17 protein-coding genes and 1 tRNA gene are annotated in these 17,391 nt (G+C 60.7%); 4 read left to right on the forward strand and 14 right to left on the reverse strand.

Translation table 11 applies throughout. The features are described from left to right. Window positions 1-23: 23 nt before the first annotated feature. The gene (locus P7228_RS12725; protein WP_278015611.1) at window positions 24-644 is read right to left on the reverse strand and encodes a GNAT family N-acetyltransferase; all 621 of its coding nucleotides are present in this window, start codon (window positions 642-644) and stop codon (window positions 24-26) included. A 70-nt stretch (window positions 645-714) separates the two neighbouring features. Here P7228_RS12725 and P7228_RS12730 point away from each other — a divergent pair, with 70 nt between their 5' ends. Further along, on the forward strand, window positions 715-1,455 hold the full coding sequence (locus tag P7228_RS12730; RefSeq protein WP_278015612.1) for a sulfite exporter TauE/SafE family protein: 741 nt from the start codon (window positions 715-717) through the stop codon (window positions 1,453-1,455). Window positions 1,456-1,459: 4 nt separating this feature from the next. Here P7228_RS12730 and P7228_RS12735 read toward each other — a convergent pair whose 3' ends face one another. From P7228_RS12735 to P7228_RS12745, 3 genes are all read right to left on the reverse strand, one after another. After that, complete coding sequence (locus P7228_RS12735; RefSeq protein WP_278015613.1) at window positions 1,460-1,612, reverse strand: hypothetical protein; 153 nt, start codon at window positions 1,610-1,612, stop codon at window positions 1,460-1,462. 140 nt (window positions 1,613-1,752) lie between these two features. Then, window positions 1,753-1,827: transfer RNA gene (locus P7228_RS12740), tRNA-Asn, on the reverse strand. Between the two features lie 76 nt (window positions 1,828-1,903). After that, complete coding sequence (locus tag P7228_RS12745; protein ID WP_278015614.1) at window positions 1,904-2,692, reverse strand: NAD kinase; 789 nt, start codon at window positions 2,690-2,692, stop codon at window positions 1,904-1,906. Window positions 2,693-2,819: 127 nt separating this feature from the next. On the opposite strand from P7228_RS12745, the gene P7228_RS12750 reads away from it, so the two are divergent. Further along, a complete protein-coding gene (locus P7228_RS12750; protein WP_278015615.1) occupies window positions 2,820-3,623 on the forward strand; it encodes an EAL domain-containing protein in 804 nt (267 codons plus the stop codon). A gap of 6 nt (window positions 3,624-3,629) precedes the next feature. Here P7228_RS12750 and mfd read toward each other — a convergent pair whose 3' ends face one another. From mfd to P7228_RS12765, 3 genes are all read right to left on the reverse strand, one after another. Beyond that, window positions 3,630-7,121: a transcription-repair coupling factor gene (gene mfd / locus P7228_RS12755; RefSeq protein WP_278015616.1), complete on the reverse strand. Its 3,492-nt coding sequence runs from the start codon at window positions 7,119-7,121 to the stop codon at window positions 3,630-3,632. A gap of 51 nt (window positions 7,122-7,172) precedes the next feature. Then, complete coding sequence (locus P7228_RS12760; RefSeq protein ID WP_278015617.1) at window positions 7,173-7,451, reverse strand: FAD assembly factor SdhE; 279 nt, start codon at window positions 7,449-7,451, stop codon at window positions 7,173-7,175. 77 nt (window positions 7,452-7,528) lie between these two features. Beyond that, entirely contained in the window at window positions 7,529-7,957 is a 429-nt protein-coding gene (locus P7228_RS12765; RefSeq protein ID WP_278015618.1) for a hypothetical protein, read from the reverse strand. A gap of 175 nt (window positions 7,958-8,132) precedes the next feature. On the opposite strand from P7228_RS12765, the gene recG reads away from it, so the two are divergent. Beyond that, window positions 8,133-10,193 carry an ATP-dependent DNA helicase RecG gene (gene recG, locus P7228_RS12770; RefSeq protein WP_278015619.1) on the forward strand — a complete coding sequence of 687 codons (2,061 nt, stop codon included), beginning with the start codon at window positions 8,133-8,135 and terminating at the stop codon, window positions 10,191-10,193. 6 nt (window positions 10,194-10,199) lie between these two features. On the opposite strand, the gene P7228_RS12775 is transcribed toward recG, so the two are convergent. The 7 genes from P7228_RS12775 to P7228_RS12805 all read right to left on the reverse strand — a co-directional run bounded on the left by P7228_RS12775 (window position 10,200) and on the right by P7228_RS12805 (window position 16,471). Next, complete coding sequence (locus tag P7228_RS12775; protein WP_278015620.1) at window positions 10,200-10,829, reverse strand: LysE family translocator; 630 nt, start codon at window positions 10,827-10,829, stop codon at window positions 10,200-10,202. 15 nt (window positions 10,830-10,844) lie between these two features. Then, a complete protein-coding gene (locus tag P7228_RS12780; protein WP_278015621.1) occupies window positions 10,845-11,336 on the reverse strand; it encodes a low molecular weight protein-tyrosine-phosphatase in 492 nt (163 codons plus the stop codon). A gap of 47 nt (window positions 11,337-11,383) precedes the next feature. Further along, the gene (locus P7228_RS12785; protein WP_430732475.1) at window positions 11,384-11,563 is read right to left on the reverse strand and encodes a YqaE/Pmp3 family membrane protein; all 180 of its coding nucleotides are present in this window, start codon (window positions 11,561-11,563) and stop codon (window positions 11,384-11,386) included. 114 nt (window positions 11,564-11,677) lie between these two features. Next, the gene (locus tag P7228_RS12790; protein ID WP_278015622.1) at window positions 11,678-12,436 is read right to left on the reverse strand and encodes an SDR family NAD(P)-dependent oxidoreductase; all 759 of its coding nucleotides are present in this window, start codon (window positions 12,434-12,436) and stop codon (window positions 11,678-11,680) included. Window positions 12,437-12,482: 46 nt separating this feature from the next. Further along, window positions 12,483-12,605 carry an Entericidin EcnA/B family protein gene (locus P7228_RS12795; RefSeq protein WP_278015623.1) on the reverse strand — a complete coding sequence of 41 codons (123 nt, stop codon included), beginning with the start codon at window positions 12,603-12,605 and terminating at the stop codon, window positions 12,483-12,485. 351 nt (window positions 12,606-12,956) lie between these two features. After that, window positions 12,957-13,961 (reverse strand): hypothetical protein, encoded by a 1,005-nt coding sequence (locus tag P7228_RS12800; RefSeq protein ID WP_278015624.1) that lies wholly within the window; start codon window positions 13,959-13,961, stop codon window positions 12,957-12,959. Beyond that, window positions 13,958-16,471, reverse strand: a complete 2,514-nt coding sequence (locus P7228_RS12805) for a hypothetical protein (RefSeq protein ID WP_278015625.1) — start codon at window positions 16,469-16,471, stop codon at window positions 13,958-13,960. Before P7228_RS12805 ends, P7228_RS12800 begins: the two co-directional genes overlap by 4 nt. A 292-nt stretch (window positions 16,472-16,763) precedes the next feature. Here P7228_RS12805 and P7228_RS12810 point away from each other — a divergent pair, with 292 nt between their 5' ends. Beyond that, on the forward strand, window positions 16,764-17,324 hold the full coding sequence (locus P7228_RS12810; RefSeq protein WP_278015626.1) for a hypothetical protein: 561 nt from the start codon (window positions 16,764-16,766) through the stop codon (window positions 17,322-17,324). Window positions 17,325-17,391 lie beyond the last annotated feature (67 nt).

A 17,391-nucleotide genomic window follows, 5' to 3' on the forward strand; every position in this document is an offset into this window, starting at 1 on the left:
ACCAGCCAGCCGCGCTCGCTCGATCAGAGCGGTGAGCGCGGCTCGCGGACCATCGGCACGAGCGGCGGGCTGCCGGGTTCGGGATGGATCGGCTCGCCCATCTGCTCGAACCCGCAGGAGTTGTAGAAGCCAGTATTGGCCGGGTTCGAATTCTCGAGATAGGCCGGCATGCCCTTGGCGTCGCAAGTATCGAGGACGGGCTGGATGAGCTTGCGTCCCAGACCTTTGCCCTGCGCGCTGGGGCGCAATCCAATGCTGAAGAGATAGGCGTGTTCGAATTTCGGATGGCGATCCGCCATGGCCTCGCCGGTCCGGATGCCGCGCTTGATCGCTGTCATGCCTGACGTGAACAGCGTGTTCATGGCAAAAATCGCGTAGTCCATCCGGGTGAAATCACCGTATTCTCCGGGCATCATCCACATGCACGCGCCTTCATCGCCCATGCGATAGCAATAGCCGCGCGGCGCGTAGATGCGTTTCGCCTGGAACCGGAAGAGCGAGCGGATCCCGGCAAAATTCCCGAACATCCACAGGTTGAAGGGATCGTTGCGAAATGCTTCGGCGGTGATGTCACCGATCAGCCCGGCGTCCGCAGGCCCGGCACGGGTCAGTTCCGGTCCAAGCTCGATATCCTGCGCCTGCATGGCAATTGCTCCCTCCAATCGACCCACAAGCGCTCTAGCACTGAGGTATCGGCGCGGATAGAGAGCCATCATGCCGTTCCTCGCTGCTGCATTCTTCGTCACCGCCTTGCTCTATGCCGCGGTCGGCTTCGGCGGCGGATCGACCTATGCCGCGCTGCTGGCACTGTGGGGCGTGGACTATCGCCTGCTGCCGCTGATCGCGCTGGCTTGCAACATCGTGGTCGTGGCGGGCGGAACAATCAGGTTTGCCCGGGCGAAGGTCACGCCGTGGCGCGACGCGCTGCTGGTGACGGCGCTGGCGGCCCCCGCCGCCTTCCTCGGCGGCCTGACCCCGATCGCGCGCGACGCCTTCATGGTCCTGCTCGGCGCAAGCCTGCTGCTCACCGGATTGACCATGCTCATTCCCGTTCGCGAGAACGCCGTGGCGGAACCCGGACGGATCGCGCGCTACATGCCCATCATCGCTGCGCCGCTCGGCTACCTCGCGGGATTGGTCGGCATTGGGGGCGGGATCTTCCTGGCGCCGCTATTGCACCTGACGCGCTGGCGCGATGCGCGCGCAATCGCGGCGACCGCGAGCCTGTTCATCCTGATCAATTCGCTGTTCGGCCTCGCCGGGCAGATGCTCAAGCATGGTCCGCACGCGTTCGGACAGGCGATTTCGGGTGCCTTGCCGCTGCTCATCGCGGTGGCGATCGGGGGACAGATCGGCAGCCTGCTGGCGATCCGCTTCCTGCCGCAGCGCGCGATTCGCTGGCTGACAGCCGCGCTGGTGATCTGGGTAGGTGGGCGGCTGCTGCTAGGCCTTTAAGCCGTCAGGCGCGGCCAAGCAGGCGCGAGAGGAAACCGCGCGGCTCGTGCATTGGGCGGATCGGGCCATAGTGCATCCGGCGCAGGGTCGGGTCGCTATAGGGGCGCGGTGCGCTCCAGCGGTCCGGCTGGCTCGATCGAAAGCTGAATTGCGACATGGCAAATCTCCTAATTCGAGACCCTGCTCATGCGCGTCGCGGCCGAATACTCCATCGCGTTAACCTGCCGTGTCCACCAATGGGATTGGGGACAAGTCAAAAGTTAACGGGCTTGCGAGCCGGCGATGTGGGTGAAGAAGTGGCTCCCCGAGTTGGATTCGAACCAACGACCAAGTGATTAACAGTCACCTACTCTACCGCTGAGCTATCGGGGAGCAGCCTTACGGCGGAGGCGAGCCTATATGGTCGCCGCGCCAGCTTTGCAACCCCGTTTTCGCGGGTTTGCGCGGGTCAAACCACGAATTGTTCGGCGACGATCCGCTCGTCGAGGGCATGGCCCGGATCGAACAGCAAAGTCAGCTCCGAATCGCGCGCGACGGCCAGCGAAACCTCCGCGATATCGCGCACTTCCTTCTGGTCGGCGACCGCCGAAACCGGGCGCTTGTGGGGTTCCAGCACCTTGAAAGTGACCCGGCTGCGATCGGGCAGGATGGCACCGCGCCAGCGCCGAGGGCGGAAGGGGCTGATCGGAGTCAGCGCCATCAGTTCGGAATCGAGCGGCAGGATCGGCCCGTTGGCCGAGAGGTTGTAGGCGGTCGAGCCCGCGGGCGTTGACAGCAGCACGCCGTCGCACACCAGTTCGGGAATGCGCACCCGATCGTCCACCGAAACCTCGATCTTGGCGGTCTGACGCGTTTCGCGCAGCAGCGAGACTTCGTTGATGGCGAAGAAGCTGTGCGAATTCCCGTCCTGCGTTCGCGCCTCCATCAGCAAGGGCGCGACCGCGATCGAGCGCGCCTTGGCCATGCGTCGCATCGGGTTGCTGCCACTGCGAAAGCGATTCATCAGGAAGCCGACGGTGCCGAGATTGAGCCCGTAAGCCGGAATGACCCGGTGCGAATCGAGCATGGTGTGCAGCGTCTGGAGCATGAAACCGTCACCGCCCAGCACCACGACGGCATCGGCCTCTTCGATCGGCGCCCAGTCATGCTCGCGCGAAAGCTCCGCATAGGCCTCCTGCGCACGCTCGACATCGGAGGCGAGCAGGGCCACGCGTTCGAATTCCTGGCTGCTTGTCACCTTGGACGCCCCTTCCGCGCGCTGGCTTGCCGTTCACCATCCCTATGACGCACTGTGCCATTTTTCAACGCAACCACATTAGGCAGAAGAATTTTCCTTAGATGTCCGTTACATTTGCATCATGACGATGGGCGATATCCCGCGACGGACACTGCGCAGTGGCGAACTGCCGGCAGGGCTTTCGCGCGCGCTAGAGGGCGATCTGGTGACTGCGCTGGGGCGGGGCGAGATCGAAGTGCTGTTCCAGCCGCAATTCTCCTGCGCCGATGGCCGAATGGTGGGGGCAGAGGCGCTCGCCCGCTGGCAGCATCCGACCTTGGGCGAGATCGGTGCGCGCGACCTGTTTCACATTGCCGAAAAGGCGCACCTGGTCGCACCGCTGTCGCGCCAGGTGGTGGCGCAGGCGATGCAGCAGGCATCGCAATGGCCGGAACACCTCGGGCTGGCCCTCAACATCACTCCCGAAGAATTGGCCGAGCGGAGCTTTGCGCAGGATTTCGCCAGCGGGATCGGGCGCTCCAACATTGCGCCTTCGCGGCTGACGCTGGAAATCACCGAAGACGTGCTGCTGCGCGATCTCGACCTCGCGGCCGAGGCGCTGGCTGCGCTGCGACATATTGGCCTGCGCGTTGCACTCGACGACTTCGGCGCGGGTTTCTGCAATTTTCGCTACCTCAAGGAACTTCCGCTCGACGCGATCAAGCTCGACCGCAGCATGGTGGTCGGGATCTGCCGTGACGAGCGGGATCTCGCGGTGCTGCGCGCGATCGTGGGCCTGGCGCATGCGATGGGGCTGGAAGTGGTGGCGGAAGGGATCGAGACCGAGGCACAACGCGATGCGGTGATCGCCGAGGGCTGCTCCTACTGGCAGGGCTTCCTGCGCGCGGCGCCGATGCGCAATGACGACATGCTGCGGATGGCGCGCGGCTGATCTCGCTCAGGCGAGCGCCTTCTCGCGCTTCTTCGCCTTCCTGGCGATGCTCGACAGACCCTTGGTCAGCTGGAACAGGCCGTTGAGCCGGCTGTGCGGGTCGTTCCACGCGCGGTTGATCACCAGCTTCATGTCGGGCCGCAGCTTGGCCGTGCCCTGCAACCTGTCGACATAGGCGATCAGGCCCGGGCCGTCGGGGAAATCGTCGTTGTGGAAGGTGACGAGCGTGCCGCGCGCTCCAACGTCGATCTTGGCGATATTGGCGGCGATCGCCTGGTGCTTGATCTCAATCAGGCGGACGAGGTTCTGCGTCGCGTCGGGCAGGGGACCGAAACGGTCGATCATCTCGGCGGCAAGCGATTCGATCTCGGCCTTGTCCTTCGCATCGTTGAGGCGGCGATAGAGCGCCATGCGCACGGCGAGATCGGGGACGTAATCCTCCGGGATCATGATCGGCGCATCGACCGTGATCTGCGGGCTGACCGTTTCCGGCTTGGCCTCCAGGCCTAGCTCGCCCGCCTTGGCGGCCAGGATCGCATCCTCGAGCATCGATTGGTAAAGCTCGAAGCCGACCTCGCGGATATGGCCCGACTGCTCGTCGCCGAGCAAATTGCCGGCGCCGCGAATGTCGAGGTCGTGGCTGGCCAGCTGGAAGCCTGCGCCGAGGCTGTCGAGATCGCCCAGCACCTTGAGCCGCTTCTCGGCCACCTCGGATAGCTGCACGTCCTTGCGATAGGTGAGGTAGGCATAGGCGCGCAGCTTGGCGCGACCCACCCGCCCGCGGAGCTGGTAGAGCTGGGCGAGGCCGAAGCGGTCGGCGCGGTGGATGATGATCGTGTTGGCGCTGGGAATGTCCAAGCCGGATTCGACGATCGTGGTCGAGAGCAGCACGTCATACTTGCGGTCGTAGAAGGCGCTCATGCGCTCCTCGACCTCGCTCGCGCCCATCTGCCCGTGGGCGGAGATCGATTTCACTTCTGGCACATGCTCGTGCAGCCAGTCCTCGACCTCGGCCATGTCGGAGATGCGCGGAACGACGATAAAGCTCTGTCCGCCGCGATGATGCTCGCGCAGCAGCGCCTCGCGCATCACCATGTCGTCCCACTCCATCACGTAGGTACGCACCGCGAGCCGGTCGACCGGCGGGGTCTGGATGGTCGAGAGCTCGCGCAGCCCGCTCATCGCCATCTGCAGCGTGCGCGGGATCGGGGTGGCGGTGAGGGTCAGCACGTGGACGTCGGCGCGGAGTTGCTTGAGCTTCTCCTTGTGGGTCACGCCGAAACGCTGTTCCTCGTCGACGATCACCAGGCCGAGGTCGCGGAATTTTGTGTTCTTCGACAGGATCGCATGGGTGCCGATGACGATATCCACATCGCCCTTTTCCAAGCCCTCGCGCGTTTCGGCCATTTCCTTGGCCGGGACCAGTCGCGATAGCCGCCCGACCTTGAGCGGGAAGCCGGCAAAGCGCTCGGTGAAGTTCTGGTAATGCTGTCGGGCGAGCAGGGTGGTTGGAGCGACTACCGCGACCTGCTGGCCGTTCATGGCGGCTACAAAGGCTGCGCGCAGGGCTACTTCAGTCTTGCCGAAGCCTACATCGCCGCACACCAGCCTATCCATCGGACGACCGCTTTCGAGGTCGCGCAGCACGTCCTCGATGGCGCGGTCCTGATCGTCGGTTTCCTCCCACGGAAACTTCTCGACGAACTGGTTGTAGGGGCCGTCCTCGGCGCTCAGCACGGGCGCCTTCTTGAGCGCGCGCTGCGCAGCGACCTGCATCAGCTCGCCTGCGATCTCGCGGATGCGCTCTTTCAGCCGGGCGCGGCGCTTCTGCCAGGCCTCGCCGCCGAGCCGGTCGAGCATGACCGCGTCCTCGGAGGAGCCGTAACGCGTCAGGACGTCGATGTTCTCGACCGGGATGTAGAGTTTGTCGCCGCCCTTGTATTCGAGCATCACGCAATCGTGCTTGCTCTTGCCGACCGGGACAGGTTCCAGCCCAAGGTACTTGCCGATGCCGTGCTCGACATGGACCACCAGGTCGCCGCGGGCGAGCGCCTGCAGTTCGGCGAGGAAGGCATCCGAATCCTTGCGGCGCTTCTTGCGACGCACAAGCCGATCGCCGAGCAGGTCCTGTTCGGTCAGCAGCTCGAGCTGGTCGTTGGCGAAGCCGGTCTCGAGCGGCAGCACCATTGCGACGGGCTGGCCCTTGGCAGAAAGCCCGAGCGCTTCCTGCCAGCTCTCGGCAAGCTTGGTCGATGCGCCGGCTTCAGACAGGATCGAGGCGATGCGCGCCCTACTGCCCTTGGAATAGGCGGCCAGCAGCGGCTTCTTGCCCGCTTTGCTGAGCGACTGGAGATGCATGGCGGCGGCTTCGTAGACATTGTCGCCGCGCGCGCGCTCGGGGGCGAAATCGCGCGCCGAGGAGAAGCCGAAGTCGACCACGCGGTCGCCTTCGGGCTCAGCGAAGATCACGCTGCGATGGACCTTCTGCGCTTCGAGCAGCCCGGCCAGTTCTTCGGGCGCGAGATAGAGCGCATCCTCGCTCAAGGGACGATAGCTGCCCGCCGCCTGTCCCGCCGTCTTGCTGCGCGACTGGTGATAGTCGGCAATGTCCTTGAAGCGTTCTTCGGCAGCTGATTGCGCGCCGCTGTCGATGACCACGACATCATCGGAGCCGAGGTAGTCGAACAGCGTGGCCATTCGCTCTTCGAACAGCGGCAGCCAGTGTTCCATGCCCGCCAGCCGGCGACCCTCGCTCACCGCCTCGTAAAGCGGATCCTGCGTCGCATGCGCGCCGAACATCTCGCGATACCGCAGCCGGAATCGCTTGATCGATTCCTCGTCGATGAGCGCTTCCGAAGCCGGCAGCAGCAGGTGGGATTTGAGCTTCCCGGTCGACATCTGCGTCGTCGGGTCGAACAGCCGCAAGCTTTCGAGCTCGTCGCCGAAGAAATCGAGCCGCAGGCCCTCGTCGAGGCTCGACGGGAAGATGTCGACGATCGATCCGCGCAGCGCGTATTCGCCATGGTCGACGACGGTATCGGTCCGCGAATAGCCCTGGCGTTGCAGCAGGGCGGCGAGGCTCTGGTGGCCGATCGTCGTGCCCTGCTTGAACTCGCGCACGCTCTCGCGGATGCGGAAGGGGGTGAGCACGCGCTGGGTCAGCGCGTTGACAGTCGTGACCAGCAGCTGCGACCCAGACTTACCGGTCTGCAGCCGGAACAGCGCCGAGAGCCGCTTGGCGCTGACCGAGAGGGCGGGGCTGGCGCGGTCGTAGGGGAGGCAATCCCACGCCGGGAATTCGATCACTTCGAGCTCGGGCGCGAAGAATTGCGCCGCTTCCGCAACCGATCGCATCGCCGCCTCGTCGGGCGCAATGAAGACCGCGCGGTCCCTGGCTGCGCGCGCGAGATCGCTCATCACTAGCGGCTGCGCACCGCGCGCTACCGACGAGAGCGTGAGCGGCGCCTTGGCCGAGAGGATGCGGGAGAGATCGGGCATTGTCAGGTCAAAGGTCGGATGCGGGGCATGTTCCCGCGAGGCTGCAAGCGCCTAGCGCGGGATATCGACATAGTCGAGCCGCTGCATCAGCTCGATCTGCTTGCCCTGGAACTTCGGCGGTACCGGTTGGGTTTGCATCGCCCAGGCCATGACGTCGACATCGTCCTCGTCGAGCAGCGCCTCGAACCATGCCAGCTCGGCCGCTTCCCAGCCCGCCGAATAGCGATCGAAGAAACCGCCGAAGATATAGTCCGCCTCGCGCGTGCCGCGATGCCAGGCGCGAAACTTGGCGCGGGCAAGGCGGGCGGGAAAGGTGAGGGCTTCGGGCATGGAAAAGGGGCGCCAATCACTGATGGAATGGCGCCCCTCTGTCCGATCATGCCCCTGCAATCAAGGGCGTGATGCGATCACGGATGCGTATGGCTGTAGGTGACCATCGAGTTCGCAACGATTTCGTTGTCCTCCGCGATGAGCTTCTTGGCCTCGTCTTCCCCACCGGCAACTTCGGCGAAGGCCTTGCGGAAGGCGACGCGCTCGGGCGGGTTGTGCGAGTCGAGCATTGCCAGGCCGCGCGGCATCTTGAACACCATCATGATATCCCACGGTCCTGACATCAGCCAGTGAACCTCCGGCTGCGGCAGTCCGGCCTTCTCCGTCGCCGGTCCCCAATACTTCTCGCCCATCTCGGTCCAGCGCTCACCCGCGCCTGGCTTGAGCTTGAGAAATTCGATCCGATAGGTCGTCCGTGGCTCTTCCGGTTCATCCTGAGCGAAAGCAGGCGTGGCAGTGAAAGCCAGGCTCGCGGCAGCGATGCCAAAAGCAATTCTAGTGATCATATTGTCTTCCCCCAAGTGCTTTGGTTCCGCGACCCGAGGTGCTTGGCTGTGTCGTTCCCGCATGTAAGTCCCAAGGGAACGCCGCCTTGCGCGAGGTTAGAATGTAAAACGTTCACAATTGCAAGTTTTCCAAGGGAACTTCGCAGGCGCGGTCATTCTCGCTAGAGCAGTTGCGATGCGTCCCGAGGTCCTCAATCCGCTGTTCGTCGAGACCGACGCGCTCGAAGGCGTGGGGCCCAAACTGCGCAAGCCGCTGGAGAAGCTCGGGCTCACCCGCCTCCGCGATATCGCCTATCACCTGCCCGAGAGGTTCGTGACGCGGCGGCCGGTCGAGAATCTCGACGAGGCGGGCGAGGGCGAGCAGATCGTCATCGCTCTGACGCCGACCGAACACCGCGCAGCACGCAACAATCGCGGCCCATACCGCGTGCTGGCCCAGGATGCGGTGGGCAACATCTGCGCACTGACCTATTTCGGTCGCGCCTCCTTCACCGCCAAGAAACTGCTGCCGGTAGGCGAGAAGCGCTGGGTGTCGGGTCGGCTCGATCGCTACGGTGACATGCTCCAGATCGTCCACCCCGACCACGTCGAGAAGGACAGCGGCGAAAGCCTCGCCCGGCTCAATGAGCCGGTCTATTCGCTGTCGGAGGGGCTTACCCAGCCGCGCGTTGCGGGGTTGGTGGAGCAGGCGCTCGCCCGGCTACCCCAACTTCCTGAATGGATCGAGCCCACGCAGTTCGAGAAGGCCGGCTGGCCCGCGTGGCGCGACGCGCTCCACCTCGCGCACAAGGGGGAGCATGCCGCCGCGCGCGATCGGCTGGCCTATGACGAGCTGCTCGCCAACTCGCTTGCGCTGATGCTGGTGCGGGCGGACAACCGCCGCCGACGCGGGCAGCCGCTGCAGGGCGACGGGCACCTGCGCGACAAGCTCGACCTGCGGTTCCCGCTGACCGGCGCACAGAAACGCTCGATCGGCGAGATCGAGGGCGACCTGGCGCAGGAGGCGCCCATGCTCCGCTTGCTGCAAGGCGACGTGGGCGCGGGCAAGACCGTGGTCGCGCTCGAGGCGATGCTGATCGCCAACGAGGCAGGCAAGCAGGCGGCGCTGCTGGCACCTACCGAGATCCTTGCCCGGCAACATTTCGAGACGCTGCGCAGTATGGCGGCCTCCACCGGGGTCGAGGTCGCGCTGCTGACCGGGCGCGACAAGGGCAAGGCGCGCGAGAGCATCCTGATGGGCCTGCTCGACGGGTCGATCGACATCGTCGTCGGCACGCATGCGATCTTTCAGGACAGCGTCGCCTACAAGGACCTGGCGCTGGTGGTGATCGACGAGCAGCACCGTTTCGGCGTGGCGCAGCGGCTGCAACTGGCGAGCAAGGGGCGTGCGACCCCGCACACACTTGCGATGACCGCCACGCCGATCCCGCGCACGCTGACGCTTGCGCAATATGGCGAGATGGACGTCAGCAAGCTCGACGAAATGCCTCCCGGTCGCCAGCCGATCGACACAGTGGTGGTGTCGCAGGATCGGCTCGAAGACGTGATCGCCGGGGTTTCGCGACATATCGGCAGCGGACAGCAGGCCTATTGGGTCTGCCCGATGGTGCGTGAAAGCGAGGTCGACGATATCGCCGCCGCCGAGGCGCGCTATGCCCAGCTCAATGAGCGGTTCGGAAACGACGTCGTCCTCGTCCACGGGCAACAACGGCCTGAAGAGAAAGACGCGGCGATGGAGCGCTTCGCCAGCGGCGAGGCCAAGCTGCTGGTTGCCACCACGGTTATCGAGGTCGGGGTCGATGTGCCCGCCGCGACGCTGATGGTGATCGAGCAGGCCGAACGATTTGGATTGGCACAGCTCCACCAGTTGCGCGGCCGGGTGGGGCGCGGCAGCGAGAAAAGCGTGTGCCTGCTGCTGCGCGGCGGCGCGCTCAGCGAAACGGGGCGCAAGCGGCTCGCCTTGATGCGCGAGACGCAGGACGGCTTCCGTATTGCCGAGGAGGACCTCGAACTGCGCGGCGGGGGTGAGTTGCTGGGTACGCGGCAATCGGGCGACACGCCGTTCCGCGTGGCCAATCTCGAGCAGATCACGCGGCTGCTGCCGGCGGCGCACGACGACGCGCGGCTGCTGATGGAACGCGACGGCGGCTTGTCGAGCGAGCGCGGCGCTGCGGCACGTATCCTGTTGTATTTGTTCGAGCGCGACTGGGGTGTGCAGTTGCTGCGTGGTGGTTGAGCCTGCTTAGTGGCGGTGGCTTGCCAGCAGTCTGACGCCGAAACCGACGAAGACGAGCCCTGTGATCCTGTCAAGCCACTGGGTCACGGTGGGCCGTCTCAACACCCTGGATATCGGCCTGGTCGCAAGGATCAGCGCGACGAACCAGCCGATGCCAAGCACTGCGTGAATGAGTGCCAGCACGGTGCTGCTCGCAAAGACGTTGGTGCCCAAAGGGATGAATTGCGGCAGGAACGATACGTAAAACACGCCAACCTTGGGATTGAGCATGTTGGTGAGAAATCCGCGCCAGAACCAGCCCTGCGAACTGTCACCCTGACGCGGCAGATCGCTGGCAAATTCCCGCGCCGGTGCTCTCAAGAGCTTGAACCCGAGATAGAACAGGTAGAGCGCACCGATCCAGCGCAAGACATTATAAGCCGCTTCCGAAGCCGCCAACAGCGCGCCCAATCCGGCTGCAGCGATCAGGCCCCAGCCGAGACAACCTGCGGCAATCCCCAGACCTGCTTGCAAGGCCCGCCGCCCGCCTTCGACAGCAGCCGTCCTAAGCACCAGCGCCGTATCCAGTCCGGGCGTGATGGTGAGGAGCAGCGCTGCAATAGAGAATGCCAGCAGGTATTCGGTTGGAGGCAACATCGCGAAGGTTTCTCCTTAATTGTCCAATCGGCCCGCAAGCATTTCGACCAGCGCCTGTGCTGCCAGACTGACGTCCTCCCACGTATCGCGGAAATTCTCTTCGCCGTCGTAATAGGGGTCGGCGATCGCGGCACCTTCGCGCCCTCTGACCATGTCCATCAATAGCGCGACCTGCGCGATGCCGCCTTCGGGCTCAAGCGCCCTGATATTGCGCAGGTTCTGGTGATCCATCGCAAAGATATGCGTGAAACGCGTAAAATCCTCGCGCACCAATTGTCGCCCGCGATAGTGGCGGATGTCGATCCCGGCACGGGCGGCAGTATCGATGCTGCGCGGATCGGGCGGCGCATCGACATGGTAGGCGGCGGTCCCCGCGCTGTCGGCTTGGACATCCAGCCCGGCTTCCTCGGCAGCGGCACGAAACGCCGCCTCGGCCAATGGCGATCGGCAAATGTTGCCGAGACAGACGAAAAGAACGGCGGGGCGGCCCCGGTTTGGACTGTTCATGCCCAACCGATGCCGCCCCGCGCGCGATGTTTCAAGTATTCTACAGGTTAGGCGAGTGCATTCCCGCTACGCACGAAGTTCACGTAGAGACCGTGAATGACGCCGGGGATGAAGAACAGCAACGTGAGGATCAGGTTGATCCAGAAGTCGCGGTCGAGTCCGTGCTTCAGTGCCACGCCCAGCGGCGGCAGGAGGATCGTTGCGATCAGGGTGATGATGGCCATCATGATGGTCGTTCCTTTGAATAGTCAGCGGGCGGCGCGCCATTGCGCCAGCCTTTGACTTTTCAACGGTTTCAACAGGGGGCGGGTTCCGAAAAATACCCGGGAACCAAACACTTCCTAACTGATTGAGAGGCCCCCATCGATGGGCAGGCATTGGCCGGTGATGTAGTCGCTGTGCGGCGAAGCGAAGAACACCGCAAGGCCTTCCAGCCCCTCGTGATCGCCGAAGCGGCGCAAGGGTATGCGCTTGGTCATCCACTCGGCAAAGCGCGGGTCGGCCGATTCGGTCATGTCGGTCTCATAGAAACCGAACAGGAAGGCATTGGCAGTGATCCCGTGGCGCGCCAGCTCAAACGCTGCTCCGCGGGTCAGCCCGTTCACCGCGGCCTTCGACGCCGCGTAGTTGGAACTGCGATTGACCCCCATGATCGACTGGCCGGATGAGGTCGCGAGCAGCTTCCCCCCTTCGCCGCGCTCGATCATGTGCGCGGTGACATGGCGATAGGTAAGGGCGACGCCGCGCGCGTTGATCGCCATGACATCGTCCCACGCCTGCGGGGTCATTTCGGGGAGGGCACGGCCGCCACCGACGCCCGCATTGGCGAAACAGACATCGACCTTGCCGAACCGGTCGAGCGTCGCGGCCAGCGCTGCGGCGATCTGGCTATCTTCCAACACATCGCAGGAAAATGCCGCCGCCTGGCCTCCGCCGAGCGCGCCCAGCTCTTCGCAGGCGGCGCGGTTCTTGTCCGCGTTGCGGCCCCAGATCGCGACATCGGCGCCGGCCTTCACGAGCCCGCGCGCCATCGCCAGGCCCAGGCCGCCATTACCGCCGGTGACGACGGCCACCTTGCCGCTGAGATCGAACAGGTTCATCGCCGCCAGCGTGGCGCAATTGGAGCCCGCTAGCAAGCGATGCGGATCAGATGACCTCGTCGCCCGCGTTGGCGACCGATTCGAGGTCCTGGCCCAGACCGCGAACGGTGTTGCACGCCGACAGGGCGAGCGATGCGATCAGGATGATGACAAGCGAGGATTTGCGCATTTTCGTTTTGATCCCTTGGTGCCCCCAAAAAGAATCTGGTCGGGGAGAGAGGATTCGAACCTCCGGCCCCTGCCTCCCGAAGACAGTGCTCTACAGGGCAAGCATGTCCTAGACCCCCATTCCAACTGAGGCGCTGCTCATGCGAATCTACAGCAACAGCTCTGAATGTGAAGCGGATTGTGTCGCTGATGTGTCAGAAGGGAAGGGTAGGACCCCCTCTTGATTGGTGCATTTTCCCCACCTCAGAGAGGGGGTCAGAGCGACCTGGGATAATTTTCCGAAAATCTGAAACTGAAGCTAAGACCTTTCGAGCCAATCTGCCGATAGGTGATCCAATCAATGCAACTGTCTTCAACGATTAAACGTGGAGTCTATCACCTCCTTGAACGATATTTCGCCCGCGTAAAGTTGTCGCTCCATTTCCGTCAGCTCCGCAGGTGAAAGCATTCCTTGCTCCCTAATCGTCATAGTGAAGTCAGGATTGACCTTCCTTATAATGGGCGGAATCTGCTCATTGAGTTGCCGGATGATCTCGATGCGCAATGCAGCTTGGAACTTTCGAAACCGCAATCGCCAGACCGACGTAAAGAAATCAGACTTTTCCTCGCCGTAGTAGTCTCTAGCATTCCAGCCGGTGTCCCTTATCGCTTGGAATAGAGCAATCTCCCAGTTTCTTCTAAAGGCCGAGAAATCCCATAGATTGTTCTTGGGGTTTGGGTTTTCGAGCGTAGTTCTTGGAAAGAGCTTTTCTGTGTCTGGGTACGATATTCTGCTCAGTAGACTCAGCCGCTTCATAAGGCGCTTGCGCTTGCGCCGAAGGTCGGCGGGAAGCTCAATCCTTAGAAGGCGGCTGCGATCTAGGACTCGAATCTCTTGAGGTAAGATTTCTCTTTCAAGGCCCAACCGCCGTGATTCTCGCTCCGGCAGAACTTGTATTAGCGTTGAGCCAATCGCAAGGATACGGCTGGAGTTAGGGTGTAATGAGCGAACATCCCATTTGTTGTTCTCAAATTTTGCGGTGATCTGAATCACGCTATGGCCAGAATAGAACAACTCCATCGCCGTGGACGACAAGAAGTGCCTCAGGGCATCGGCAATATGGCGGGAGTTGTATTGCCGGTCGAGTGAGGCCAGAACCAGCTCAGCAAGTGGTTTGTCATTCGTCTCAAGATCGAAATAGGCGTCTCGTTCTCTTCTTGAACCGAGCGGGACCAAGTGCTCCAAGTCCTGCAAGAACATATGGACATAATGACTGCGAAAGTCGTCAATCGGCTCGCTCAATATCAGTCGCTCAAAGCCTGAAGGTTTAACTGGTGGAAACCACTCAGGCTGCTTACCCCGAGTTAGCTTCATCATCTTTCTGCCTCTCTCTCGAAGCTGGCTTTGAAGTCAGCGACTGCTCGCGGAAGTTCAAAATCTCCTTCGACTTTCTCTAGTAGCAAAAGAAAGATTGCCGCTTCGCTCGGTCGGCTCATACCAATTCCGGCAATGCATCGAATAACTGCACTTGGGTGCTGCTTTGCCCCGTAGTCATAACTCATACCATCATCGAACCCTTGATCTCGGAGGACATGGTTCAAGCCCATACTCCATCGAGTCCTGATTATGTTTCTCGGCCCAGCGTAGAACGACTCTCGCAATGCAGAGGAAATGGCGATAATCCATCTTAGATAGCCTTGGCGATCCTTCGCATTCGCGAGTAGGCTTTCCCATACCTTGTCAGCCTCTGACTTAAAGTCGTCGCTTTCATGAAGCTCGCCAAACGCTATCGCATATCCAGTCAATGCGAGCATATCCTCCGCGATAGTTCCGAGAAGCGATAGAAAGTATTCATCGCTCACCTTGCCCTTCTTATCCTCAAAGCGAGAAAAGGCGATTTGAGCGAGAATCCCGAAAGCTAGAAAAAGCTTCTTGAACCGGCGTGGATCATTCTCTCGACATGCTCTGTAGCATTCTTCTGCAAGCAAGAAGTAGCTTTGGCCGAAATAGTCCGGCAGTTCTTCTGCTTTCCCAAGATCACTGGCCAAGAACCCTATGATCGGCATCGAACAAAGCTGGTCAAGGAGATCAGAGCGCAATGTCAAAAACTCTTCGCGCATCGCGGTCGTGTCGATCTTTGTGATCTCATATTCTGGGTAGACCTCTAGAGCATAAGCGCTTTCAAGAGCGGACCCTAGGTGATCCATGAAACCGGCAAACTGAGTGGCGGATCGAAATGAGCTTAGAAGAATCGGCGTCGCAAGATGCTCGCGCTTATCCGAAATCCGGCTTCTAACCGCTTCTGTTGTGGTTCGCCGCATCTCTTGTATCACGGCTTCCAGACCGTCCTTTAACGCAGTGGTGAACTCCTTGGCGATCAGTTGGGTGATATACCCAACGGGCATAAGAGGGCGACCTTCCACCAGTCGCTCAAACGCTATCCTTGCTTTCGTGTTTTGGAGCCTGACCAATACCGGTGCAGGGAAACCAGAAAAATCAGGCTTTGCCCAATTGATGCCATTGGAAAGATTCTGCAATTTCTCGGCAAATAGGATCGCCGATCTCAGATATTCATACGCGAACATGTACGAAGCTTGGGTGAGGCCCAAGTGCAAAGATATCTCCTGAATGTCCGGCTTACCCTTTTTTCCGTCAAGAGGTAGCTCCGGCGCAATTTCATGATTGCTAGTGAGGTCAGAGAATCGCTTGAGAAAGGAAATACCTTCATCGGCGAGAAGCAAGGTGGCAATCGCCTCGTTGGCAGACTGTGCATATTGCAACGTGCTGTAGGCTGCTGAATAGTCCTCCAGCTCCAAACTCTGTCGAAATGATGCCAACAATCCATCAAGCAACGCATCCTCGAACCAGCGTTCATCAATCTCCTCTTTGGGGAACAGATGCATGTCCGTTTCCAGCGCCATGCTAGTGCTGGAATCGCTTTCAAAGAACCACTCTGGGTGTTTGGGCGTCCTCTTGAACCAATAGCTTTCAGCAGGGATCTTCGGGCGCTCCTCGGCATAATAGATCAACAGGCCAGCGAACGCACGGTCCACTTTGCGATTTGGTTTGGAAGATTGACCAAGAGCGTTGGACGAATTGAAGCTGAGGTATCGGAGAGTAGAAAGACGCTGTTCAACAACCTTTTGTCGATGTGCATCAAGGTGGATGGAGCGCCGCCCTGAATTGGAGACCTCGCCGATAAGCCGAGTCACTTCGGGTAGGATTTCCGCGTCTACCAATCTTGAAACATCGAAGAAAAGAAACAGCCGCTTACCCAACTCGAAGATGCATAAGATCGCGACCAGACCGCCTAGCAAGACGGTGAAGAAGATCGTGTATCCGGTTTCATATCCGAGGTAGCTGAGACCAATGGAGATTAGACAAAGAATTGTGAGATTGATCAGATACGATGAGTAAACGTTGTTGACCTTCTCACGGAGAATTAGGTCGACAACATCGCTTCGGATTTGGCTGTAGCTTGAGCTGAGGATTATTCCGAAGGTGGCGAAGTAGATACCAAGAAAGACCGCTCCGATCTGCCCAACAATGCTCAGAAATTCCGAGTTCTCAGGAGACAGCACAATCCAGTTAGGTGTGATCTCGGCAATTGCCGGAGCCGCGAAATGCTCGACGGTTTCGACAATTATAACGAAGACACATGCCGCAATTATGCCTTTAAGACTGATTGAGAGAAGTTCACGATAGATGGAACGAGTGTATGAAAGAGTCTCAACGTCTTTTTTGACTGTGCTTGAGAACCGATCAACTCGAAACGCAAGTCTAGAAAACAGACTCCGTGCTTTCCAGAAAACGGTGTGCATTTGTGCGCGTGCAATTGCTAGGCTGCCAGTTGCACCAAAAATTTGTCTGAAGAACTCCATACGCACGCAACGTCGTACTTTCGTGACTGCCTGACAACCCAGTGTTGCACGAGAGCCTGAAGATCACACAACAAAATTGATCCTTTCAGTCGCGGTGGCTAGGGTCATTTGGCAGCGCGGTATGTCCCGCCTGTGAGGCGTCGTAACCTCTGAGCTTCCGGCCGGTCAGATTTATTCTGGCCGGGTGGCTGTCGCGCATGTCCAAGGTTCTGCCCAAAGGCGGCAGCGCCTTTGCGGAAGCCTAGGTTACGAACACCCGGCTTGACGGGTTGCCTCTGAATTGAAGTTGGAGGCTGTTTTGAGAATTTCCGTTCTGCTTGCTCTGTTCGCTACGTTCTTCGCTACCGGAGCTTTCGCCCAACCTTGGAAGGTTGGCGATGAGCGCGAAGTGGACGAGGGCTACTACCTCACCCTGTTATCTTCCGAGAGTGGCTGGCGCGTCTGGCAGATCGAAACGAGGGAGGGAATCCGTTGCTCGGCAGTCAAATCAGCAGAGGGCAAGCCCCATCCAGAGCCAATTGGCGTGGCAGATCATTTCTGGCGCGGGACACCCTATTTGGTGGTTTCAAAGGGACACCAGTTCGGCTCACTAGGGCGAATTTGGCGCTTCCGGCTCCAAGGCGTTCACGGCAAGGGGCAAAAGACGCAGTTTCGCAAAGTAGGTGATCGCTTTTGGACAGATTGGAAGCATTCTCTCGACCTGTCGCCAATGGCGGGGGAGAGGATTGAAGTTGCAATTTCCAGCTATGAATATCCGCATTCTTTGGTTGGCGGCGCACATGAAAAGGGTGTGCTGGACCTAGACGGCTTGTCCAAGGTGGTGGAGGCGGTCGAAGCCTGCGGGACGCTCGATTATTAGAAATATTCTGTTCGTTTTGTCTGTCTGTCTAGTAACTTTCTAAAAATAATAGGAAAAACCAATCAAT

The sequence above is a fragment of the Altererythrobacter sp. CAU 1644 genome (assembly GCF_029623755.1).
GTDB classification, from domain to species: domain Bacteria; phylum Pseudomonadota; class Alphaproteobacteria; order Sphingomonadales; family Sphingomonadaceae; genus Erythrobacter; species Erythrobacter arenosus.